Source organism: Arcicella rosea, assembly GCF_014204325.1.
Lineage (GTDB): Bacteria > Bacteroidota > Bacteroidia > Cytophagales > Spirosomataceae > Arcicella > Arcicella rosea_A.
On the sequence record NZ_JACHKT010000006.1, the window covers coordinates 1 to 24,163 of the forward strand.

The 24,163-nt window shown below is 35.1% G+C and carries 15 protein-coding genes; 6 read left to right on the forward strand and 9 right to left on the reverse strand.

The genetic code is table 11. The annotated features are described in order from the left end of the window. Window positions 1-453: 453 nt before the first annotated feature. The 7 genes from HNP25_RS05525 to HNP25_RS05555 form a co-directional block, all read right to left on the reverse strand. Complete coding sequence (locus HNP25_RS05525; protein ID WP_221432410.1) at window positions 454-1,416, reverse strand: alpha/beta hydrolase; 963 nt, start codon at window positions 1,414-1,416, stop codon at window positions 454-456. A gap of 225 nt (window positions 1,417-1,641) precedes the next feature. Next, a complete protein-coding gene (locus HNP25_RS05530) occupies window positions 1,642-1,986 on the reverse strand; it encodes a hypothetical protein (protein ID WP_184131564.1) in 345 nt (114 codons plus the stop codon). Between the two features lie 132 nt (window positions 1,987-2,118). Further along, window positions 2,119-2,712, reverse strand: coding sequence for a TetR/AcrR family transcriptional regulator (locus tag HNP25_RS05535; protein WP_184131567.1), 594 nt, complete (start codon window positions 2,710-2,712; stop codon window positions 2,119-2,121). Window position 2,713: 1 nt separating this feature from the next. Then, a complete protein-coding gene (locus tag HNP25_RS05540; protein WP_184131570.1) occupies window positions 2,714-3,997 on the reverse strand; it encodes a TolC family protein in 1,284 nt (427 codons plus the stop codon). 124 nt (window positions 3,998-4,121) lie between these two features. Then, complete coding sequence (locus tag HNP25_RS05545; protein ID WP_184131573.1) at window positions 4,122-7,244, reverse strand: efflux RND transporter permease subunit; 3,123 nt, start codon at window positions 7,242-7,244, stop codon at window positions 4,122-4,124. A gap of 38 nt (window positions 7,245-7,282) precedes the next feature. Next, window positions 7,283-8,320: an efflux RND transporter periplasmic adaptor subunit gene (locus tag HNP25_RS05550; protein ID WP_184131575.1), complete on the reverse strand. Its 1,038-nt coding sequence runs from the start codon at window positions 8,318-8,320 to the stop codon at window positions 7,283-7,285. A 169-nt stretch (window positions 8,321-8,489) separates the two neighbouring features. Continuing rightward, window positions 8,490-9,401, reverse strand: a complete 912-nt coding sequence (locus HNP25_RS05555; RefSeq protein ID WP_184131578.1) for an AraC family transcriptional regulator — start codon at window positions 9,399-9,401, stop codon at window positions 8,490-8,492. Between the two features lie 1,150 nt (window positions 9,402-10,551). Between HNP25_RS05555 and HNP25_RS05560 the strand changes: the two genes are divergently transcribed. The 5 genes from HNP25_RS05560 (at window position 10,552) to HNP25_RS05580 (ending at window position 18,208) form a co-directional block, all read left to right on the forward strand. Then, entirely contained in the window at window positions 10,552-11,562 is a 1,011-nt protein-coding gene (locus HNP25_RS05560; RefSeq protein WP_221432411.1) for a sensor histidine kinase, read from the forward strand. Then, on the forward strand, window positions 11,559-12,314 hold the full coding sequence (locus tag HNP25_RS05565; RefSeq protein ID WP_184131584.1) for a LytR/AlgR family response regulator transcription factor: 756 nt from the start codon (window positions 11,559-11,561) through the stop codon (window positions 12,312-12,314). Before HNP25_RS05560 ends, HNP25_RS05565 begins: the two co-directional genes overlap by 4 nt. A gap of 217 nt (window positions 12,315-12,531) precedes the next feature. Continuing rightward, entirely contained in the window at window positions 12,532-13,629 is a 1,098-nt protein-coding gene (locus tag HNP25_RS05570) for an efflux RND transporter periplasmic adaptor subunit (RefSeq protein WP_229202799.1), read from the forward strand. Between the two features lie 23 nt (window positions 13,630-13,652). Further along, window positions 13,653-16,775: an efflux RND transporter permease subunit gene (locus tag HNP25_RS05575; RefSeq protein ID WP_184131590.1), complete on the forward strand. Its 3,123-nt coding sequence runs from the start codon at window positions 13,653-13,655 to the stop codon at window positions 16,773-16,775. Between the two features lie 56 nt (window positions 16,776-16,831). Then, window positions 16,832-18,208 (forward strand): efflux transporter outer membrane subunit, encoded by a 1,377-nt coding sequence (locus HNP25_RS05580; protein WP_229202800.1) that lies wholly within the window; start codon window positions 16,832-16,834, stop codon window positions 18,206-18,208. A gap of 87 nt (window positions 18,209-18,295) precedes the next feature. On the opposite strand, the gene lodB is transcribed toward HNP25_RS05580, so the two are convergent. Further along, window positions 18,296-19,396, reverse strand: a complete 1,101-nt coding sequence (gene lodB, locus HNP25_RS05585) for a lysine-epsilon-oxidase maturase LodB (RefSeq protein WP_184131596.1) — start codon at window positions 19,394-19,396, stop codon at window positions 18,296-18,298. Between the two features lies 1 nt (window position 19,397). Continuing rightward, complete coding sequence (gene lodA / locus HNP25_RS05590) at window positions 19,398-21,452, reverse strand: CTQ-dependent lysine 6-oxidase LodA (protein WP_184131599.1); 2,055 nt, start codon at window positions 21,450-21,452, stop codon at window positions 19,398-19,400. A gap of 1,273 nt (window positions 21,453-22,725) precedes the next feature. On the opposite strand from lodA, the gene HNP25_RS05595 reads away from it, so the two are divergent. Continuing rightward, window positions 22,726-24,162, forward strand: a complete 1,437-nt coding sequence (locus HNP25_RS05595; protein ID WP_184131602.1) for an NADP-dependent isocitrate dehydrogenase — start codon at window positions 22,726-22,728, stop codon at window positions 24,160-24,162. Window position 24,163: the final 1 nt, after the last annotated feature.

Genomic DNA, 24,163 nt, shown 5'->3' on the forward strand with positions numbered 1-24,163 from the left:
CAAAATGAAATATCTCGTCAACTTCTAAAATAGCTTCATTATTTTGTGTTGGTATAATCGTTGTCTTAAAATGATTTAATGACTTGGCTTTTTTTTAATCAATTGTAAACCGTAAAGTGGCTTTCTTTATATTTGAAAATAAATATATGTTTGTAATTGGATAATAATCAATACATTGAGAAGCTGTTGTAGTAAGGTTATTTCCTTCGACCCAAAGTGTTAAAAAGAATCACGTTCTTCCAAAACATAAGGGATACATATTCATTTTGCCTTGAAACATTTTAATATAATCAATAAGACCTTTCGGGCTTGTGAATCTTCCTTGTTTTTTGGTCTTAGTATTTCCTAAAACTAGTTTTGAATTGATACGTCAGGATTAAAATCGGCTGGAAGTCTTGTAATAGTAGTCACTCGTTAGAAACGAGTGACTACGTATGTGCATGAACGTTTCTGTTATTTACAGTATTTATCATAAAATTCACAAAAAGAGTCGATTGTGAACTGAATAGCGTCCATGCCAACTGATGAGGTGGGAGCAACCATATCAAATCCATGGAATACTTTTTCATAAAATTTGAATTTTACGGGAATTCCTGCTGAACGAAGATTCTCTATATAAGACAATGTCTCATCTCGAAAGGGTTCATATTCTCCTATAAAAGTAATTGTTGGAGGAAACCCAGTGAAATCCGTATTTCTTCCTGGAGCAGCATAAACTGGCACGTCCATCTTTTTTTCATAGATCTCTCTCAAATAAGTTTTCCATGCAAAATTATTACTCTTGGTATTCCAAACTGGGACATCCATATCTCTGGAAGAGTCCGTATCTTGACGATCGTCAAGCATTGGATAGATTGGCATTTGAAAAGCAATTTTTACATCCTGAGTGTCTCGAACTTTATTCGTTATTGCAGCAGTAAGTCCCCCTCCAGCACTATGTCCTGCGATGATGAATAGATTTGGATTTATCTGAAGTTTTTCAGCATTCTCTTTTGCCCAAAGCAAGGTATCGTAGCAGTCATTGAAAGATGCAGGATAGGGTGCTTCTAAAGATAGGCGATAGTCAGGTGCAATTAGCACACATGGTCTTGCTTGAAGCAATTTTTCAATAATGGATAGAAACTGTTCAGGATTTCCCATGAGATAGCCACCACCATGATTAAATAAGACACACGGCAGATTTTCAGCTTGATTTTCTGGACTGAATATTCGTGTTCGGATTAATGTTTCAGAACTTTTGCTTGGCACCTCAACAACCTCATTTTTGAAACCTTTAATTTTTTTACTTTCCAAAAACTGAAATAAGAAATTATTGATTTTAATACCTATTTCAGTACTAATTAAAGGAGCCGCTAAAGTAAAGGGAGTATAATACTTTTGAAGATCTGGATGTAACATGTCTTTTGTAACTTTCATACGATATTTTAAAATTAAATTTTTAGAAATAATATTAAAAAATTTGTTTGGACGATATTACCAATACAATTGCATGGCTTTCCGCTATATTTAGTGATTTTAAAGCTCATTCAATTGATAATCAAAGGTAATTTATGTAACGTTATTTCCTAAATTATTGGTGGCATAATAACGTTATATTTTGAAACTTAATAAGAAAATCAACAATCATTTCTACAAGAAAAATCATTCAGAGATTCGTTTTATTAGTCGTCTAAAATCGCATTCAGCCCTAAAAATACTACATTCTATCATGCTAAAAATTTGATTGAGCTGATTTATGATTATTTTATTGTCAGTTAAGTATGCCTGTTTTATTTGAAAACAAGTATAAATATTTTGGGTATATTGCTCGTGTAGGTATGAAAGCTCAACTTCTATTTCCTCAAGTTCTTCTGTCTTTATTCCTTGAACAAAGTGCTGCTTTAATAATATGATGCCTTCCTGAATATATTGCATATTATCACTCATCATTTCGTGATATTGCTGTACCAGAAAAAAAATTCTTGTATTTGACATTGATGTTTCCATGCTGTTTATGCTTTTTAACAAATGTTATGGTTATCAACTTAACGCTTAAATTGGCGAGTGATTTGTATTAAACCACATTTCGCTATCTGAAAATAGAAAGGTATTTTAGGTATAGTTTATTATCGGTTTTAGCTAGAAAACATCTTTTTTCAGAGCCATTTTTTGCCCATTATTGTTGAGTAATGATCGTAAGAAAGCATCATTAGAACAAGAAAAAAAATTGATTCTATCAACTTCCACTTGGAAGGACACATCACTCATCATTTTTTTTATAAACCATATATGTACTTTGATTATCAATTCTGTATTACTTCGATAAATATTTTCTGTTTGTCCTCTAATGATATTTTGCATTAAAAAAGCATATATTTTTTCATCGGTGAACTGTAACAACAATTGATATGCAGAATTATATTGCATTAAATCATGATAGAACATCGGAGAAATAGCCAATACGTTGACTTCTAAATATTGGAAATAATACCTTATTTCTGAAATTGCATTTGGTGAAATACTTGGACAAACTCTAATGTATCGCTCCGTTTCACTTAATAAGTGCTTAACAACATTTTCTACCAAAGCAGACTTATTGATAAAGTATTCGTAAATAGTTTTTTTTGATAATTCACATTTAATTGAGATTTCATCCATTGTTACGGCTTTAATACCCTGTTTAGCAAACAGAGACATTGCCTTTTCAATAATATGGATTTGTTTACTCTTCATTTTATCTTAATTCTCCAACAGCTTTTTTATAATTGGCTATATTAACTTTATACTCCACTTTAGCGTCTATATTACTGCTATAAGCCTGTTGCCAAATCACCTGAGCTTCTAGGACATCCTTTCCTGTAATTGTGCCAGCTTTATAGCGGTCATTGGCCAATCTGAGGTTTTCTTCAGCTTGTTTCATTGAATGTCCTGTTAGGTTAATCTTTTTTACTGATTGGTTAATTTGCAACCACGCACTTTGAGCTTGAAGGTTAATTAACTCTTTTGTTCCCTCTAATTCCCATTGTTTTGCTTGTATGTGCAATGTTTGTTCCTTTACTTTCTTAGCATTTTTTCCCCAATCAAAAATAGGAATAGAAACATTTAACAAGCCGTAATAAGACGTCATTGAATTTTCCCCATTACTAAAATTAATTTTTTTACCTACACTGCTAAACCCAGATAATGAAAAACCTATTTGTGGTTTAAGGTCTGCTTTAATCAGCTTGGTCTGAATTTGCTCAATCTCAATGGCTTTTTTTAGTAAATTGATTTCAGGTCGATTGTCTGCAATTCCATCGAAAGACTGTGTTGCCATTGCACTGAAATTTCCATCAACTGAATCCTTAATATCGAAATCTGTATGATTAGATTGTCCAATGATTTGTGCTAAATTGAGTTTTGCCAATACCAAACCATCATTAGCTTTTGCTATGTTCAAATCAGCTTCATTCATATTTACCTCTACTCTTAATAAATCATTCTTATAAGTAAGTCCAGCATTTACTGCATTTTCGAGTTCAGCATGAAGTTGCTGTAACATTTCTTTGTACTTATTGGCAAGCACTATTTTATCCTTTACTTGAACAATCTGCCAGTAGGCATTTTCTGCTTCAAATAGCACATCTACTTCGGTCATTGTTTTTTGCTCTTCTGTTATTTCAATAGCTTTTGAAGTAGCAGCTTGACCCAATTTTATTTTTCCGCCAGTATAGATAGGTTGTGTTGCTGAAACAGAACCATTTAATTGGGCAGATGGAAGTAATTGGTCAAGAGGTTTTCCGACATGAAGCCCCATGATTGAAGCATCAAAAGATGGGCGATTATTGAGTCCAGCGGTCTCATTAGCAATTTTGGCTGCTGCAATTTGAGATTGTACCGCCTTTATTTTTTTGTTTTGCGTCACTGCCAGTTGTCGGCATTCTTGAAGCGTTAGTGTGACGTTTTGTCCGTCACAAGGTAAACTCATCCCCGCAATTATTGTGACTGTTAATACTTTCCAATACTTGATAAAATTCATCTTCTTATTTTTAGTTTTTATCGAACTCACTTTCGTTTAAGAACATTTGGGGGATTCCATCTCAAAAAATAACCTTCTTCTCACTTATCCCCCTCAGCTCATTTTATTGTACTCATTTAAAATCTTAGAGATGTTCAGGCTTGTATTGAATTTCTACGTTTGCATCATATTCATCGGCAGGTTCAGGTACTGGTTTTACAAATTTGTAATAAAGCACAGGAACAACAAACAAGGTAAGTACCATAGAAATAATTAGACCAAAAGCTAATACACTTCCAAGTGGAGCCCATAGTGGAGATTTGCCAACAATCATTGGGACAACACCTACTGCCGCTGCTGCTGAAGTAAGAAAAATAGGACGCATTCTACGTTTTGCAGAGGCTAAGGCGGCTGCTTTAATGGTATAATGATGTTCTAAAACCAATTCATCGGCATAATCAACGAGGATAATTCCATTACGTACTACAATACCAATGAGACTGATTACGCCCATAAAGGCAGTCATTCCTATTGGATTATTGGTGAGATATAGACCAAGAAAAGCACCAAGTAAGCTTAATGGGAAAGTTGATAAAATAATTAAGGTTTTAGCTAAACTCTTAAATTGGATTAGCAAAGTAATAAAAATCAAGATTAAGCTTACTCCTAAAGCGTTGAGCATTCCGGGTGAATTTTCAGCATTTGATTCATAATCACCTCCATATTCAATACTGATCCCTTCAGGCAAATTTAGCTTTTCAATTTTAGGTTGAATTTCCTTTAGAATATTGGAAGCTCTAATCCCATTTTGAGCTTCAGATAAAACAGAGAGTGTTCTAATGCCATTTCGGTGAGCAATAACCCCCGTATGCCAAGAAGGTTTAAGTTCTGCTACTTCATTCAAAGGCACTTTTGTTCCATACATTGTACTTAAATGCAAATTTCCCAATTGGTTTACATCCTTTCTGCTATTTGCATCTAATCGAAGAAAAATATCAATGGGTTTATCTCCTTCCCATAACTGAGAAACGGCAAAACCTTTTAGTCCAGCTCCCAGCGTTTGAGTGATTACTTGATTGGGCACTCCCAAACGAGCAGCAATATCTTCTTTTACATTTAGACTAATACCTAAGTAATCATTTTCGTAGTCGGTGCGTACCCAGTTTGTCCCTTTAGCTTGGCGTAAAATATCTTCTATCTGTAAAGCCACACGTTTCTGGTCGTTGATATTATTGCCAATAACTTTTACCGCTATCGGAGAGCCTTCTTGGAAACTCAATTGTCTGAATCTAATATAAGCGTCCTTTACTAAGTATTCAAGTTTAGGACGATACTCATGTACAATATCATCAGTAGCCTTGTTATCAACGGTGGTGATAAATAATTGAGCAAAATTTCTGCGTGGAATTTCTGGTGCATAAGTAGTCTGAAAACGAGGAGAACTAGTACCTACAAAACTTGCAACACTCACAACTCTTTTATCTTTTTTCAAAATAGTTTCAACTTCTTTCACGGTTTTATCCGTTTCAGCAAGAGCTGTTCCATCAGGCATCCAAACTTCGATATTGAATTGATTGCGTTCGCTTGTTGGGAAAAACTCTTGATCTACTTTACTGGCAATGAAGAATGCCAATAATACAGCGACTATTGCGGAAACCATCGTTGTTTTTGGCCAGCGGAAACAAAATTCAACAGCTATATTAAATACATTTTGTAAATAATCTAATAATGATTTTCTCGGTGGTCGGCCAGATACTTTGTGTTTTAACCCTTTTTTAATAAACACATAACATGTATAAGGTGTTAAAAACAAGGCAACTAACATAGAGGTAATCAATGCAATGGCAACTGTAATAGGTAAAGATGCCATAAAGTCTTTGGTTATACCATTCATAAAAAATGCTAATGGTGCAAAAGCAAAAATAATAGCTAAAGTGGCGGTAAATATAGGCAAAGTAAGTTGAGTTGCTGCCTGCCAAGCACCAGTCCACGGCGTAATACCCTCATCTAGTTTTTCAATATAATTATCCACCACCACAATGGCATTATCCACTACCATTCCAAGCACAATAATAAGTGCTGCCAGTGAAACCTGATGTAGTTCTACACCAATCATATTCATCAAGCCAAAAGTAATAAGAATGGCAATCGGTGCTGCAATAGAAGAAACTGCTGCCATACTGAAAGGCAACAACAACATTACTACGATGATAACAGACGCAATAGCCATTCCGAACTCAATCATAAAATGATTGATACTTTCTGCAACAACTTCAGGTTGATTAACTATCGTTTTAATTTTAATATCATCAGGAAAGCTACTTTGAAGTTCTTTTAGTTGCTCGTCAACCTTTTCTCCAAAAGCTACAATATTATTGCCGGGCTGCATCTCTGTTGAAATCAGCATCACTTTATCATTTCCAATGCGAATGTATGAAGATTCCTCTTCATAACGTCTTTCTATATACGCAACATCTTTTAGTCTTACCACCACTCCATTAGGCGTTGTATAGATTACTTGATTGGCGATATCAGCTTCTGTTTTGTATTGACTGTTCGTAAATACAGGAATAGTATTTTTACTGATAGTCATTTCTCCAGAATAACCAGTAATGTTTTGCATTTGTAAGGTCTTGACTATCGTTCCTAAGTCAAAGCCATATTGTAACATTTTTTGGTCATCTACAGTAACATAGATTTGTTGTTTCTGCCCGCCAGAGCGATTAATTTTTGATACTTCAGGAATCGTTTTTAGTACATCTTCCATCTTATCAAGATACTTCTCTAGTTCTGCATAACTCCTTGTCGAAGAAGATACCGCTATAATTTGAGCCGTTACATCACCAAAGTTACTATTGGTGATTGGCCCAATAACACCCGATGGAATATTACCACGAACAACGGTATTAAACCCATGCTGTAAAGTAGCCCAAAATTTCTTTCTATCTTTTACACTTGCATGGAGCTCAACGGTGATAAAGACCTGTCCATCTCTTGTTTGCGATTTTGTTTTTTGTTTGTTTACTTCTTCAAAAGAGAATAAATATTGTTCTATTTTGGAAGTTACTTGTTTTTCCATTTGTACCTCATCGGCACCAGGATAAAAAGCATAGACCATTGCTACTGGCGTATCAATTTTAGGGTCTTCGGCACGGGGCATATTCCGAAGAGAATAATAGCCGAATATAAATAACAAGCAAGTGATAACGATTGTTACTTCCCTGTATCTCATTGCAGCCTCAATAAAATTTACCTTTCGTTTTTCCATTTTTTTATGTTGCTAAAAACTGACATTGATGTGTCATGTTAAAAACTTACTAATGAGCCATCTCTAAGTTGAGTCTGACCTTCCACAATAATTAAATCACCTTTAGTTAGTCCGTCTTTTACTACTGCTTCTTTATTTCCAATAAGACTACTGATGGTTATACGTTTACGAACAGCCTTTTTCTCTGCATTGACAACAAATACATAAGTAATGTCATCTGCATCTCTAAGTACTGCCGTAGCTGGAATCGTAATTACAGGAACATACTTATTTGGATTAATTTCTACATTTGCAATCATGCCAGGTAGTAATTTTTGCCCGATATTATTCAAAAGGATTTTTGCTGAATAGGTTTTTGAGACGGCATCTGCTTGTGGATTAATAATTGATATAGTTCCTTTTACTGAATCACTTAAGGTCGGAATAAATACATTTGATTGCATGCCTACTTTAAAACTTCCTATCTCATTTTCTGGAACAGTGATTTTAGCATAAACTTTATCTGTTTTAATAATAGTAAATGCTGGAACACCAGGAGCCGCCATACTTCCACGTTCAATCAACTTCTCTGTAATAATACCCGACATAGGAGCATACAATTTACTATCAGCAATATGTTTACTATTAATACTTTTACTGGCTTTAGCCTGAGCCAGCTTTGTTTTAATATCGATGTAATCTTTTGCTGGAAGACTTCCTTTTTGATAAAGTTCATTGAGTCGCTGATACATGTCTTCGGCTTGTTCCAGACCTGCATTGGCAATAATTAAGGCATTGTCGTATTCGGTAGCATCAATGCTTGCTAATAACTGACCTTGTCTTACAAACTGACCTTCTTTTACCGTAACATTGTTGATTACACCAGGTACTGCAAAACCTATTTTGGTAATAATATCTGGCTCGATAGTAGCAGAATAGCTAAGTTTTTGGCGGCTATTAATTTCTTCAACTTGCTGAGTCGTTACCTTAACAGGTTTAGGTTTATCTTGCGTTTCTGTTGGCTTATTTCCACAGGCTGAAAGCATTAGGGTGGTCACTAATAAAGGGAAAGCCTTTACGAGATTTGACTTTATCATAAGGATATTCATGTTTAAATGATACTATAATTTGATGGTACAAAGTTGGCACACCCAATAGCATTTAAAAAGGTCGTGAATTCGCTAAGATTGGTCAGAAAGTCGTTTTTCTATTTTTTGAAATGATAAGAAGTCGAGATTATTTTACAAAAAAGAACATCGTAACGCATTAATCTAATTTGCGATATTCTTTTGGAGAAATCCCAGTATGTCTTTTAAAGAACTTTCCAAAGAAAGATTGGTCACTAAAATGAAGTTCTTCGGCAACTTCGGAAATGCTTAAATTTGAATCACTCAAGATTATTTTTGCTTCTTGAATAACAAAGTCGTCAATAATCTCACCTGCACTTTTTCCAGCAATTTCTTTAACAGTTTCAGTAAGGTATTTAGGTGTAATATTTAGTTCAGAAGCATAAGCCCGAACATTTCGTTGAAATTTAACTTTTTGTTGTAAAAGAGCTACAAAGTTCATCACCAAAGTTTCTTTTCTGGACAAATTAGTACTTTTAAATATTGAGTACTTTTTAGCAAAACCGCCTAATTCGTATAGAAGAATATTAAAATGAGTATAAAGTAGTTCTTTCCCAAAAGGATGTTCTTTTATATCAACAGTACGATATGAGATTTGCTCCAACAGCTTTTTTAGGATATTAGCATCTTTAGGCTCTAGCGTCCAAAGAGGTAAGCTTTGATAGGTCAAATAACTAAAAACTTCAGATATATTTTTAATTGTATCGGTCGCTTTAGTCATAAAGTTAGCATTAAAAGCTATACTTGATACAAGAGCATCTTTGGTAGAGACAGAACGTTTTAAATCGTTAGGAGAGACAATAATAATACTGTTTTTCTTAGCACTGTACTCTTCTAAATTAATATCAATCCTTAGTTCTCCTTCTAAAACAAGAAATATGATAAAACAATCTGTACGAAAATATTTCTTAAAGATTTCGAGCTCAACCAAAGGAGTATTCACTTTTATGTTAAAATCATCTGATTTTATATCATAAAGTTCAGGCTGTGGATCGTCTATCATTAAATCTGTTAATTTATAGACTGGTACACTATTTTCTTTTGGTTTCATATATGTAAATTCAACTCTCTGCTGAAGAAAATAATTCGACAGTTCGTAAATTTATCACATAATTTATAATTTTCAAGTCTTGGTTTTTCAGACAAAGCATTTTAATAATCAATATTTGTCTTCATTTGGCCCGCATCTTCTTATTTAGAAGCTGTTTAAACGAATGAACAACATTCTCCAATAAGTGAAAATTGTGTGCGGGAGTGCCCATGCAGTGTAGATGATAAAATAACACTTGATTAGAATGCTGCTTCAAAATCCAATAGATAAGTGGATTATTCCAAATTTATTAGTTGGAAGCCGTGGTTTTTAGCCTATAGAACCTTTGTCTGAACTAGTCTAAGCTGCTGCTTTCTAATGGAGAAAAGCAGATTGTTGGGGAAATATTTTCATGAAATTTCCTCAAAGAAAATCGTTATCATATAGATTTATCAAGTCTTGCTTTAGATGGCTTTCATACACCTAAGAATAATAGAGGAGAAGCTGTTACATATCAATGGAGAACGTATTTTATAACAAATAACTATTTTTTTTGACTGATAATCAGGTGATTACATTGACTATAAGTGTCGTTCAAGTAGGTAGTCATTGCGGATCAGAGACTTCGAATTATATGAAATAGAATCATTATTCATCGAACTCTATACATCATAAATGAAGGGAGTATTAATTTGGAAGGGTTATTTCTAAATGCTGACTCAGGACTGTTCGTCGTTGCGAGCGATTTGAGTCAAATACATTTTAAGAAATATATCTAAAAAAGATATTTCCCAATATTAAATCTAATTACAAATGCCAGATGGACGGTCAGTTATTGACTGATTAAAAACCTTTTTGATGAGGGTTAAGTTTTTATCTCAAAATTAGTATCACAGAAACAAGCAAAATATAGTCAACGGTTTAGCAATCGTATTAGGGCTTTCAGAAGTAAATTTGGAAGATTAAGTAAGAAAAAAATTGAAGTAAATATAGAATAGTTCAATTTTGGAAACTTTAAATCCTCAAAAGATATAAATGCTTATCTTTCAAGAAAAAAAGCATCATTAGTATTTAGCTTATAATTATAGCCCTTTAAGAAATGAGAAGTAAAAAAGATACATTTTTAAGCAATAAGGGAAAACGTATAATCATTGTAGTATTCGCTTTCATCTTGTTAAATCTCGTTTCTTACGTCATTGACCCTTATTCTTCCTACTGGGATTTTTACTTTAGTCGTTCTTCCTTAACGATTTTAGCAGACTTGGCACTTTCGTTTATTTTTTGTCTATTGATTTCAGAATCAAGTATTTATATTAGTAATAAACTCAACGATTCGTATTCATGGACAGAAACGCCACGAAAGCGGTTATTGATTGAGACTTCCCTAAACTTAATTGTCGTTTTTCTGATACTTGCCATTCTTGATCAATGCTACCGACTCATGTATGATGGAGAAACCTGTTTAGATTTTCATTCGAATGATAAAATAACTAGCTTTTTTCAGTGGATTGTAGTCAGTGTCATTATTGCTTTTATGATTATTGGCATTAATACTTGTAATTACTTGATTGTCAACTGGAAAAATGCTGCTATGAAAGCCGCCGCACTCGACCAACTCGCTGTTGAAGCAGAACTACAATCTTTGAAACTTCAGATAGATCCTCATTTTGTATTCAATAACCTAAGTGTGCTTTCTGAACTGATATTGGTCAATCAACAATTGGGCTATGAATATGCCGAGAATTTATCAAAAATATATCGCTACATGTTGGTCAATTCGAAGAAAGATATAATTATGTTAGAAGAAGAGTTGAAGTTTCTGAATTCTTATATGTTCCTGATTAAGAATCGAATAGGCGATGGCGTAACATTTGAAGTCAATATTGACAAAGCCAGCAAACAACTGTATTTACCACCACTGACTTTACAATTATTGGTTGAAAATGCCTTGAAACACAACAAAACCAATAAGAAAAACCCTTTGAAAATTAGTATTTACAATATTGATGAACAAGTATTAATGGTTGAAAACATATTACTTCCCATCGAAAATCAGCTTGAATCATCAGGAATTGGTATTCAAAATATCATTAGAAGATATGATTTGCTTTGGCAAAAACAGCCCGAAATTATACAGGACGAAACTACCTTTAAAGTAAAAATTCCGTTAATAAAACAATGATAGAAAAAATACTGATAGTAGAAGACGAAAAACCAAATGCGGATAGATTGGAACGGTTGATTAAAGTAATCAGACCCAAAGCTACTGTCCTTGAGGTATTAGATAGTATTTCCGACAGTGTGATTTGGTTCAATACACATGAAAAACCAGATGTGGTGATGATGGACGTAAGATTGTCGGACGGATTGAGTTTTGAAATTTTTGAGCAAGTAAACATCAATTGTCCAATCATTTTTACAACGGCTTATGACGAATATGCCGTAAAAGCATTCAAATACAATAGTATTGATTATTTGTTGAAACCCGTTGAACAAGAAGAATTACTGACGGCATTTACAAAATTAGAAGCATTATCTGTCGATTCTCACCAAAAATCGTTGGAAGGATTATTAGATTTTTTAAAGCCAAAAGACTTTAGAAGTAGATTTTTACTTCCTTATAAAGATGGTTATAAAACGGTTCAGGTAAGTGATATTGCCTTTTTTTATTCTAAACTAAAAATCACCAGAGCCAAACTTTTCAGTGGCTCAGAAGAAACCATTCCTCTGACGTTGGAAGAACTTGAATTACAGCTCAATCCAAAAACCTTTTTCAGGGCAAATCGTCAAATTATTATTCATATTGATGCCATTCAGCAAGTACACAATTATTTCAATGGGAAATTGAAAATTGACATTGAAAAAAACGCAGACATAGAAGTAATCATTAGTCGTGATAAAGCTGGATTATTCAAATCGTGGATGGATTATTAAGTACCGATTATCCAATTTAACATTTTTTAAATTACTCTTTTCAAATTCTTTCCCCTTCAAAATTCGGGAAGGTAAATCTTCAATTCAGGAGTAAAAATATACGGTTCAGTGATTTTCTCCATAATTAATGAGCCAGTGAAACTTCCTTTGTAGTATAAATTAATCCTTATACTCAATGTTAAAACTCACGTCTAAAACAAGGAATACTTTTAAAGGAATGATATTTCTTCTCAGTTCTTTAATGATATTTTCTTGTAAAGAACAAACTCAAGAACAGCCTGAGCAACTACCGCTAACTGTTGATTTCCTTCAAATAAGCATTGCAAATGCTGATGTTGCCAAAAAATATCCCGGAGCCATTGAAGGGGCTGTCAATGTTGATTTGAAAGCACAAGTATCAGGCTATTTAGAGAAGATATTCATCAAGGAGGGCGATTATGTACAAAAAGGGCAACCACTTTTCAAAATTAAAGCAGAGGTGTTCAACGAGCAGGTGAATAATAGTTCGGCAACACTCAAAGCTGCCTTGGCAGCACAGTCCAATGCCAAATTGGAAATTGAAAAGATTCGCCCTTTGGTAGAAGGAAAAGTAGTTTCTGAAATCCAATTACAAACGGCTGAAGCCAATTACGAAGCTGCTTCAGCACAAGTAATCCAAGCAAAAGCCATGTTAAGTTCTTCTAAAATCAATGCAGCATTTAGCTTAATAATAGCTCCGATTAGTGGTTACATTGGTAGAATTCCTAACAGAATCGGTAATTTGGTAACCCCCACAGACCTTGTTCCTCTTACAACCCTTTCAGACATTAATCAGATTTTTGTTTATTTCTCGCTCACAGAAGCAGATTATATCGCTTTTATGAAAGAGAAAGGGTTACCAAAAAACATAAATACAGTTTCATTGGTGATGGCTGACGGTAGCGAATATGCACACAAAGGTAAATTAGAATTTGCTAGTGGGAATATCGACCGCACTACCGGAAGCATTGCCTTGAAAGCCATTTTTCCTAATCCTGACAAATTACTACGTTCGGGAGGTTCTGCTGGTGTGATTTTACAAAAAGCTTATCATACTGTACTATTAGTACCAATGGCAAGTGTCAAAGATATTCAAGACAAATACTTTGTTTTCTCCTTGGCTGATAGCAACAAAGTAGCCATGAAGCCTTTTGAAATAGAAGGTAAATCTGGCAGTAATTATATCGTAAAATCTGGCATTAGTGAAGGTGAGAAAATTGCCACAACAAGCATTGATGTATTGAATGAAGGAATGACAGTTATTCCTAAAATCACAAAAAATTCATTGGGAAAATAGGTGCATTTCAAAATTGAAAAAACATGTTAAAAAGAATAATAGATAGACCCGTTTTGGCAACGGTAATTTCTATCGTGATTGTGGTGTTAGGGATTATCGGACTTGATAGACTTTCCGTAACACGATTTCCAGATATTTCACCGCCAACCGTCATGGTGTCTGGTTCATATCCAGGGGGTAATAGCGAAACCGTAATTCGTTCGGTTGTTACGCCACTTGAAGAGCAAATCAATGGAGTAGAAAATATGCAGTACATCAAATCTACAGCTAGTAATGATGGAACATTTTCAATTTCAATCATCTTCAAACAAGGCGTAAATGCCGACCAAGCAGCAGTAAATGTACAAAATCGTGTGCAACAAGCTACACCGATTTTGCCACAAGAAGTAATTAGAATGGGGCTCACTACTTCCAAACAACAGAATAGCATGATTATGATATTCAACTTGTTTACAGAAGATAATAAAAAATACGATGAAAAGTTTTTACAGAATTATGCCAATATTAACCTTATTCCGCAAATCAAAAGAGTTTCGGGCGTAGGGCAAGCCATGGTTTTTGGAACAAAGGATTATTCCATGCGTATTTGGCTCAACCCTCGCCAAATGGCTAATTATAATTTAGTTCCTACAGACATCAGTAATGCCATTGCCGAACAAAGTTTAGAAGCTGCACCTGGAAAATTGGGTGAAGAATCTAACGCTGCTTTAGAGTATGTAATTCGTTATAAGGGGAAAAAGAATCTACCTGAAGACTATGATAATATTGTTGTTAAGAATGCTGGGAATAATATTATTCGTTTGAAAGATGTAGCACGAGTTGAATTTGGAGCAATTTCTTACAGTGGCAATAGTACTTCAAACGGAAGGAATACTGCTACTATTGCTATTTTACAAACAACAGGTTCAAACGCTAACGAAATCGAAATAGGAATAGATAAAGAGATTGAACGACTCTCCAAATCATTCCCCTCAGGTGTAAAATACTCGAAATTAATGAGTACCAAGGAAAAATTGGACGAAGCAACCAGTCAGGTAAAATCAACTTTGTTTGAAGCCTTTGTTCTTGTATTCTTGGTTGTATTTCTGTTTTTGCAAGATTTTCGTTCTACGATTATTCCTGCAATTGCTGTACCTGTAGCCATTATTGGAACATTTTTCTTTTTGCTCGTACTGGGTTTTACGATTAATGTATTGACACTTTTTGCCTTAGTTTTAGCCATTGGAATCGTGGTAGATGATGCCATTGTAGTGGTAGAAGCGGTTCATAGTAAAATGGAAGGAACTCATTTAAGTGGGAAAGAAGCGACACATTCAGCAATGGGGGAAATCACAGGGGCTGTAATTTCTATCACGCTTGTGATGTCTGCGGTATTTATTCCGATTGGCTTTATGACGGGTTCAGCAGGAATTTTTTATAAGCAATTTGCTTATACACTGGCTATTGCCATCATCATTTCAGCCGTAAATGCCCTGACATTAACACCTGCTTTATGTGCTTTACTCTTGAAAAATACGCATAGTGAAAGTAATACTAAGATAGGTTTTAGTAAACGCTTTTTTGCTGGTTTCAATGCGGGTTTTGATAATCTTACTAACCGCTATGTAAAGAGTATTCGTTTCTTGGCAATACATAAATGGTTGGCTGTTGGCTTTGTGGTGTCAATAATGGGAGTGGCTACTTGGTCCATTATGAGTACCCCCAAAAGCTTTGTGCCTATGGAAGATGATAGTATGTTCACTTACGTACTCAGTATGCCTCCGGGTACGGCTTTGACTCCTACAACCAAAGTAGCCGATAAAATCAACAAGCTTTTGTCTGAAATAGAAGCCATTGAAGATAATACCACCATTACTGGCTTTAACCTGATGACCAATAGTACAAGCCCTGCTTATGCAGTAGGTTTTGTTAAATTTAAGCCCAGAACACAGCGAGGAAAAATTCAAGACATCGACGAATTGATGCAGGTTGTTGATGCTAAACTATCTGTCGTAAAGGAGGGAGGAATCCTCACGATGAGAATGCCTCCAGTAGATGGATATGGCGTTACCAACGGCGCTGAAATTGTATTACAAGATCGTCAAGGTCGTAGTTCTGTAGCATTGAAAGCTCAGGCTGATAAAGTAATTGCCGACTTAATGAAGGTTTCTGGCGTGCAATTAGCCTATACTATGTTCCGTGCGGATTATCCACAATTAGAGCTGGAAGTAGATGAAGACAAAGCCAAACAAATGGGGCTTAATATTAATGGTATTTTAGGTACGGTTCAAAGCTATTTCTCAGGTGACCAATCTTTAAATTTTTCAAGATTTGGGAAATTTTATCGGGTAAATATCAAAGCAGATGGTGTATTTAGAATGGACGAACAAGCTTTTGATGAAATTTTTGTACGAAACGATAAAGGAGTAATGATTCCTGTAAAATCAATTATCTCCTTGCATAAAGTATATGGCCCTGAATCGGTAAGTCGCTATAATCTTTATAATGCATTGACAATTAATATCAATGCTATGCCTGGAATAAGTAACGGAGCTTTGATGGAACGTTTGGAAGCTGTTTTGGATAAAATGCCAACAGATTACAGCTACGAATGGACAGGTCTGAGCTTAGAAGAGAAATCGGCAGGGAATCAGACGATAGCCATTTTGGGGCTTTGTTTACTCTTCGTGTATTTACTATTATCAGCTCAGTACGAAAGTTATTTATTGCCTCTTGCGGTTTTATTATCTATTCCAACGGGGATTCTGGGAGCCTATATCGGTATCAAAAGTATTGGATTAGACAACAACATTTATGTACAGATTGGGATTATTATGCTGATTGGTCTATTAGCCAAAAATGCCATTTTGATAGTAGAATTTGCTGTTCAACGTAGGCGTGCAGGATTATCTATTTTGGATGCAGCATTAGATGCTTCAAAAGCCAGATTAAGACCAATCGTGATGACATCACTCGCATTTATTGTAGGAATGCTTCCTCTGATGTTTTCAAAAGGAGGCACCGCAACGGGAAATCATTCTATCAGTACCAGTGCCGCAATGGGTATGCTAAGTGGTGTGGTTTTGGGCGTAATTGTTATTCCTTTATTGTTTATATTATTCCAATACTTACAAGAAAAAGTATCAGGGAAAAAGCAAGTGTTTTAATCTTAAAATGACCTGAAATGAAATTCTCAAAAATACATATATTCCTAAGCGTTATTATGTCATTACTACTTTCTTCTTGCATGATTGAGAAGAAATACAGTCGTACAAACTTAAACATTCCTGAACATTATAGAGAAACCATCAAAGTAACAGCAGATACTGTTCAATTGCCTTGGAGAACATTTTTTAAAGATACAATATTGGTCAATCTCATTGAAAAAGCACTTCAGAAAAATAATGAAATTGCTGTGGCAGTGATGAATATGCAACAGTTGGATTTGATGTACAAACAGTCAAAATTGGGGCTTTATCCATCTGTAGATTTGAACGTTGGTGCAAATAGAAATTGGCTTTCTAAAAGTTCTCTTAACGGTTCATTGACTGAACAATTTTTGGGAACAAGTTACATGGATGATTATGCTGCCAACCTAAGATTTTCTTGGGAAGCTGACATTTGGGGAAAAGCCAAAAGGCATAGAGAGGCTTCACTTGCCAACTATTTTGCCCAAAAAGAAAACCTTTCTGCCTTAAAAACTAGGCTCATCGTTCAGGTTGCTCAAGCCTATTATCACTTAATTGCACTCGACGAACAATTGAAAATAGCAAAACGTAACATTGTTTTGGGAGATAGCACGCTGGCGATGATTCGGCTTCAATATAAATCTGGACAAGTAAATTCCTTGGCAGTTGAACAGACAGAGGCACAGAAAAAAACAGCAGAATTGTTAGTGCCATTAGCTTTACAAAATATTGTAATACAAGAAAATGCACTTAATATTTTGTGTGGAGAATATCCCAGCAGCATTGCAAGAGTTGGCATTATAGATAATGTCATGCCTTCTTCCATATTTCCTTTGGGCGTTCCAGCCATGCTTTTGAGTCGGCGACCAGACGTAAAAGCAGCAGAATACGCCGTGGTATCAGCCAATGCAAACAGAAATATTGCCAATATAGCGATGTATCCAAGTATCAGTCTTACGCCATCTGTTGGGGTGAATTCTTTTAAACTTAATACTTGGTTTAATCTGCCGGGTTCTATTGTGAAAAACATAGGCGTTAATTTAACTCAGCCAATTTTCATGAAAAAATCGCTTAAAACAGCTTATGATATTGCCGTCATAGAGCAAGAAAAAGCAGTAAGTACTTTTAAACAATCGCTATTAACAGCAGTAGGTGAAGTATCAGATGCCCTTGCCAAAGTTAAGTATGCCGACGAAAGAATGGACTTAGTTAAACAAAAAAAAGCTTCACTCTCAAAAGCTACGAATGATGTATTTATGCTTTATAAAAGTGGAATGGCTACATATTTAGAAGTAATTACTACACAGAATAATTCTTTACAAAATGAGTTGGAAGCCATAGAAATCAAAAAAGAAAAGGTTAATGCCATCACTGATTTGTATCGAAGCTTAGGTGGTGGTATTGAAAAATAAGAGACGAGAATCATTAAATCGTAATTGTTGCCAATGGTATAGTATGGTAGTTGCTCCAAAATCTAACATAGCTTTTATCGAAGAAGATTAATTTCTTTTTTTCCAAAACGAAGAGTCATTCCATCGGTTTTCTCTATCGTAAAAAAGTGTTTTTGTTTCAAGATAATGCTTGAAAATAGCATTAATATTTTCTTGATAATTTAAAAATGTATTTGAATCATTGGCCTTGTCTATGATAGCTTTTGCTGCATGACAAGCTGAGCTAATAGCAAAGCCAATGCCCATTGATGATATTGGATCAAAAGAAGCTACAGCATCACCTACGGCCAAAAAATTACTTTTAGCTCCTACATTTGAGATGTGAGAGAACGCATTTCTGACCCAAGGTTTGGCGTTAGAAGAAGTATTTGCAAGCATTTTTTTGATGTGTACTGTATTGGAAAGTAATTCACTCCAGTTTTCTGTTTTTTGTAATTGCTTTTCTTTTACTATTGCTGAATCTGTAAAAAGTGAAACCACCATTTCTTGATTAGGCAATCCTGCAAAATACCACCAACCATCTTCCACTGTTTCTAGTAAAATTTCTTGTTTAATAGCTCTTTTAGTATCCTTGAAGTGCAAAAAAGTACCAATAGCCACCAAATCATCATATTTTTCGATTGGAATTCCTAATTTTCGGCACACATGACTTTGTCTTCCACTAGCATCAATCAGATAGGTGGATTTAATGGTGAAATCCCCTCTGGTTTCATGCCTTAATTCGATAGTCCAAGCAGTATCAGTCTGCTTGAAATCGATACATTTTGTTCTTGGGAAAACAATTGCCCCTTTTTCAGAAGCTTGTTTCAAAAGCATTAAATCAAAATGCTCTCTATCTAGTTGAAAGCTATCTACTTGGGTGCTAAAAATGGAATGCCTTGACGAAATATGTGAGCTTCCCCAAGCAGCTAGACTACTGTATCCGGGTAAAAGACTATTCTCTTCAAAATCACTTTTATTAATGCCTATGTAATCAAGTAAATCAAATAAGCTTGCATTAACTTGTTCTCCGACTCGGATGGAATTTAAGTCGTTTTGCTCAATAATCATTACCTTTAAGTTAGAGTATTTAAGCAAACTTAAAGCGGTGGAAGAACCCGCAGGTCCCCCACCAACTATAAGTACATCTGTTTCAACTGTATTTGGCATGTTAACGTCTATTTCGAGTTCCAGAACGTGGGAAACCAAGTCCTTCGCTATGAATATCAATAGCTTTGAAACCAACTTCTTCAAAGTGTTCCATCAATACTCTTGCTTTATTACTTTTTCGTTTTACTGTGGAAGTACTTGATTCAATAAAGAAAACAGGGATGGTTGTTTCAGCATCTTCTGGGTTACCACTTATCGTACTTACTGGTACTTCCCTCGATGTGAATATTTCATTGTTTCTTTCTGTTTCAAGCATGAAAGGGAAACCGCTATTATACGAATTTTTATCACGAATAAAACCTAATGAATACCAATATTGAACCATTTGCGTAAAACTATTGATGCCACGGGCATAGTTCATTTGTTGACCAGCGGGAATTCCACCTCCAGCTAATTGACCTTCTTCCGTCAACTCGCCCACCAAAACATCCCAAGGACTTTGTGGCGGCCACCAGTACGAATAATAAGTAGGAGGTAGTGGAGTACTAGAACCATCTGGGAGCTTAATTTTATTGACAGATGGATCGGTAAAGTTAATATACTGAACTGTGCATTGGAAAAAGTCAGCTTGCCAAGGACATGCCATTCTTTTTGTTAAATCTCCAGGTTCACATCCACCACCTTCACATTCGTCTCTCGAAGGTGTTAATCCATTGGCTAAATACCAATTTTCATCTTGATATTGTAAAATCGTATAAGGAGAAGCGTAAACAACAGGATTTTGCATACTCCAAGTAACTTCAATGCCTGGACACATCGGTAAACCAACACAGTTTCCTACGCTTGCTGCATCTAATTGATTGACAGGGAATGGTTGATAGGATGGGTTACTTACAAAATACCCATTCGCCCACTGCTCTAATAGAAAAAGTTGTGTTTGGTCTAGTGCCAAAAATTTCATGATATTGGTATTACTTACCGAATTACTACCTGAATTTAATGGCATCATAGGAAACAAATTATCTCCATTTGTTTGAAATAATTGTTCTTGTGGCAAAGTTGGAGGAACTGGAGGCTGACCGTCATTTTGCCTAAAATAATAGGCGTAATTCAGCCTGTTTGCTTTATTGGCCTCTGAAGGGTCTGAATAATCAAATTGATAGCTCGCAAAAGCCATCATTGACTGAACATTAGCAACCCATTGGTATCTGCTAATTCGATTTATTATTGGAAGAATGTCTCTTTGAAAATTTGCAATGTAATTTGGATTGTATTGCCCATCGATACACATTTCGGGTACTAGATTAAAACATCTTACCCCAACATCAAACATCGTATCGCTTAAATTAGAGATATTTACAATCTCTGGAGCAAAATCAGGTGAGCCTACAATAACCCATGCTGAAAGCGTAACAGAAGGCGTTCCATCATTAAATGTGACTGTACAATAAACAGGGCCATCCGAAATATCATCGTGCCAAGTACTAGAGCCACCATATGAAGTTAGGGGTAAATCTCCTCCAGCATTTCCGTATCCTCCTAAAACTACCAATCTTCCACTATTATCTGTTAATAAATTTCCGAGAGTGGTTACTGCCACACCATACTTTACCTCTGCATTGGGATATTGAACAGGATAATTAGCTGGGGCGTTTTCTCTGTCAAATCCAATAGAGCTAAGTTTTCCTGAAATCGTTCTTGGCCCTGGATCAATGATTAGCGTTTGTCTTTCTGAACCCGTTATATCTGGGTTGCGGAAAGGGATATTTTGATTCTCATAGCTATTTTCATTTCCATACAACAAATTGCCCTGTAGTTCACTATATTGATACCAAGCCGCTTTTTTGTTGGCTAAATGAACAGTCCACTCTATCGAAGTGACATTGGGTGTGTCAAGGGTAATTTCTTGTCCATCGTCTTGAAATATTTTAAATGGTTGCCCTTGTCTTTTAATGAGCCCTTTGGCATCTTTAAAATTGGTTATTGGCCCAATCAAATTTCCGGAGTTATCTGCATCATAAGGTAGTCCTCCGATGCTATCTGGCGACAAACAAATTTCAGTTGTACTATTTCCCAATCGAGCAACTCCAATTGAGGGATGAATTTTAAGTTCCATATTGTGATTGTTTTATGATATTTCCTACTCTTATGGCTTTTCAGAATACGCCCCGTTTTTTGAGAAGGTTCAGGCTTCTTCTACTACATTACAAATTTTTCATGCTGGGTTGTCAGCCCTTATTATCTTGACGAAAATATTTATTTTAAGTAAAACTATATTTTAATTAAATATTAAATCAGAGGCAAACAGATATTGATTAACTTCTTTAACAAAAGTAAAAATTTATCATCACAGATTTTAGCGTATAAATACCTGTTTTTTCATCACTTATATTTATTTTTTCATTCTATTATACTTTTAAAGTATAATCATCCCTTTTCTTTAAAGAGAAATGATATATATATAAAAGTACATTAAACTTAATTTATTAACGATTGAGTATTCGATGGATTTCCTTGATAACACTAACCGTTAAATGCGTTACACATATTAAAACGGATGTAAATGTGAATATCCACTAAGCGTAAGGAGTTTGTCTTGGAGGGAAAATAAATCATAAAGCAGCTTTACCAAATGGACGATTTAATTTTTTAGAAACGATTTAGGGAAATGAAAGGAGGGATTAAAAGAAAGTAATGGCTATTTGATAAGGCATTGCATAAAGGTGAGTGTTTTGTGTTTATTTCTAGTTGTCATCCAAAAATCTTAACGATTATAAGTCAAACTTACTTTTTATTGTTCGCCTTCATTATTGCAGCATGTTGGGCTATACATAATTGTAAATACACATAACTCAAATCAGTAGGAGAGGAGATTATACCTTGATTTAAGCATTTAGAAATATCTACAACTACTCCGAATTAGTTTTAAAGAATAGTCATTTATTTTTTTCAGTTGTTGAAAGAAATATTTAGTCTTGTTTGGCAAGACAGTCATTAATGAAAAAATCTACTTCACTATTTCCAAAACTTCCAATGCTAAGTCAATTTTTTGAAATTAGAAGCATTTACTTCATTCAAAATTCGCTCGGCAACAATAGTAATTTTATTCCTCAAAACTGTGATAAATAGCTTTATTAAAGATACTTAATGAGAGAGGGACATCGAATTGCTCTTAAAAATATCGGAGTTTAATCAATACCTAGGTTGCGTTAAAGCAACTCTTCCGAAGCCTTTTAATACTCTGTGTTTGGGTTACTTCTAAGAATATTGTAACTGATGCAAAGTATGATTCATAAATATTTTTAATGGTTATCATTACAAATATAAATAAAAATATATGAACGGCTTTTAAGAATTTTGCAAAGTCAAAAAAATAAAAGCAAATCAACATGACACGAATCACCGTAGCAAAAGGCGATGGCATTGGACCAGAAATTATGGATGCCACTTTGGCAATCATCTTAGCAGCAGGAGCGGCTATTGAAGTCGAGGAAATTGAAGTAGGCGAAAAAGTGTATTTGGCAGGAAATACGGCTGGTATCGCTAAGGAATCTTGGGATGTAGTACGAAGAAACAAAGTATTCTTGAAAGCTCCCATTACTACTCCGCAAGGTGGCGGTTATAAAAGTTTGAATGTAACGACTCGTAAATTTTTAGGACTTTATTCAAATGTTCGCCCTTGTGCAAGTTTACATCCTTTCGTAAAAACGAAGCACCCAGAAATGGATATTGTGATTATCAGAGAAAACGAAGAAGATTTATACGCAGGAATTGAACATCAGCAGACAGACGAAGTAGTACAATGTTTGAAATTAATTAGCCGTCCGGGATGTGAGAAAATCGTGCGTTATGCTTTTGAATACGCCAAACAATACGGACGCAAAAAAGTGACTTGTTTTACCAAAGATAATATCATGAAACAAACAGATGGTTTGTTTCACCAAGTATTCGATGAAATAGCCAAAGAGTATCCAACAATTGAAAATGAACATTGGATTATCGACATTGGAGCGGCAAAAATGGCTGACACACCAGAAGCTTTTGATGTAATCGTAATGCCGAATTTATACGGCGATGTACTTTCAGACGTAGCCGCACAAATTGCAGGTTCGGTTGGTTTAGCGGGTTCTGCCAACATTGGCGAAGAATGTGCCATGTTTGAAGCCATTCATGGTTCTGCCCCAAGAAGAGCAGGACAAAACCTTGCGAATCCTTCAGGATTGTTACAAGGAGCAATTATGATGTTGAATCACATCGGCGAAACAGCCGTAGCAGAAAAAGTACAAAATGCTTGGCTAAGAACCATCGAAGAGGGGATTCATACTTACGATATTTTTAAAGAAGGAATCAGTACTGAGAAAGTAGGGACAAAAGAATTTGCAGAGGCAGTAATTGCTAATTTGGGCAAACAGCCTGAAACCTTTAAACCTGTTAATTATTCAAAGGGAACAGCCTTAAATTTACCGAAGTATCAGCGTAAAGCTCCTGCCAAAAAAGCACTGGTTGGGGTAGATATATTTGTACATTGGGCGGGTACAGACCCTAATGAGTTAGCAGAAAAAGTACAATTATTAAATAATGGAGATGTAAAACTTTCGATGATTACCAACCGTGGTATTAAGGTTTGGCCCGATGGATTTAAAGAAACATTCTGTACAGATCACTGGCGTTGTCGATTTAAACCAACGATGAGTCACCATATTCAAAAACAGGATATAATTCAATTGTTGTATGATGCCCATGAATTATCAATTGATACCATCAAGACTGAAAACTTGTATGAATTTGATGGCAAATCAGCATACTCTTTAGGTCAAGGACAATAAA

Excerpts from the sequence above, each read along its gene's own strand:
- HNP25_RS05525 (WP_221432410.1), bottom strand. The coding sequence starts at position 1,416 with ATGAAAGTTACAAAAGACATGTTACATCCAGATCTTCAAAAGTATTAT.
- HNP25_RS05530 (WP_184131564.1), bottom strand. The coding sequence starts at position 1,986 with ATGGAAACATCAATGTCAAATACAAGAATTTTTTTTCTGGTACAGCAA.
- HNP25_RS05535 (WP_184131567.1), bottom strand. The coding sequence starts at position 2,712 with ATGAAGAGTAAACAAATCCATATTATTGAAAAGGCAATGTCTCTGTTT.
- HNP25_RS05540 (WP_184131570.1), bottom strand. The coding sequence starts at position 3,997 with ATGAATTTTATCAAGTATTGGAAAGTATTAACAGTCACAATAATTGCG.
- HNP25_RS05545 (WP_184131573.1), bottom strand. The coding sequence starts at position 7,244 with ATGGAAAAACGAAAGGTAAATTTTATTGAGGCTGCAATGAGATACAGG.
- HNP25_RS05550 (WP_184131575.1), bottom strand. The coding sequence starts at position 8,320 with ATGATAAAGTCAAATCTCGTAAAGGCTTTCCCTTTATTAGTGACCACC.
- HNP25_RS05555 (WP_184131578.1), bottom strand. The coding sequence starts at position 9,401 with ATGAAACCAAAAGAAAATAGTGTACCAGTCTATAAATTAACAGATTTA.
- HNP25_RS05565 (WP_184131584.1), top strand. The coding sequence starts at position 11,559 with ATGATAGAAAAAATACTGATAGTAGAAGACGAAAAACCAAATGCGGAT.
- HNP25_RS05570 (WP_229202799.1), top strand. The coding sequence starts at position 12,532 with ATGATATTTCTTCTCAGTTCTTTAATGATATTTTCTTGTAAAGAACAA.
- HNP25_RS05575 (WP_184131590.1), top strand. The coding sequence starts at position 13,653 with ATGTTAAAAAGAATAATAGATAGACCCGTTTTGGCAACGGTAATTTCT.
- HNP25_RS05580 (WP_229202800.1), top strand. The coding sequence starts at position 16,832 with ATGTCATTACTACTTTCTTCTTGCATGATTGAGAAGAAATACAGTCGT.
- lodB (WP_184131596.1), bottom strand. The coding sequence starts at position 19,396 with ATGCCAAATACAGTTGAAACAGATGTACTTATAGTTGGTGGGGGACCT.
- lodA (WP_184131599.1), bottom strand. The coding sequence starts at position 21,452 with ATGGAACTTAAAATTCATCCCTCAATTGGAGTTGCTCGATTGGGAAAT.
- HNP25_RS05595 (WP_184131602.1), top strand. The coding sequence starts at position 22,726 with ATGACACGAATCACCGTAGCAAAAGGCGATGGCATTGGACCAGAAATT.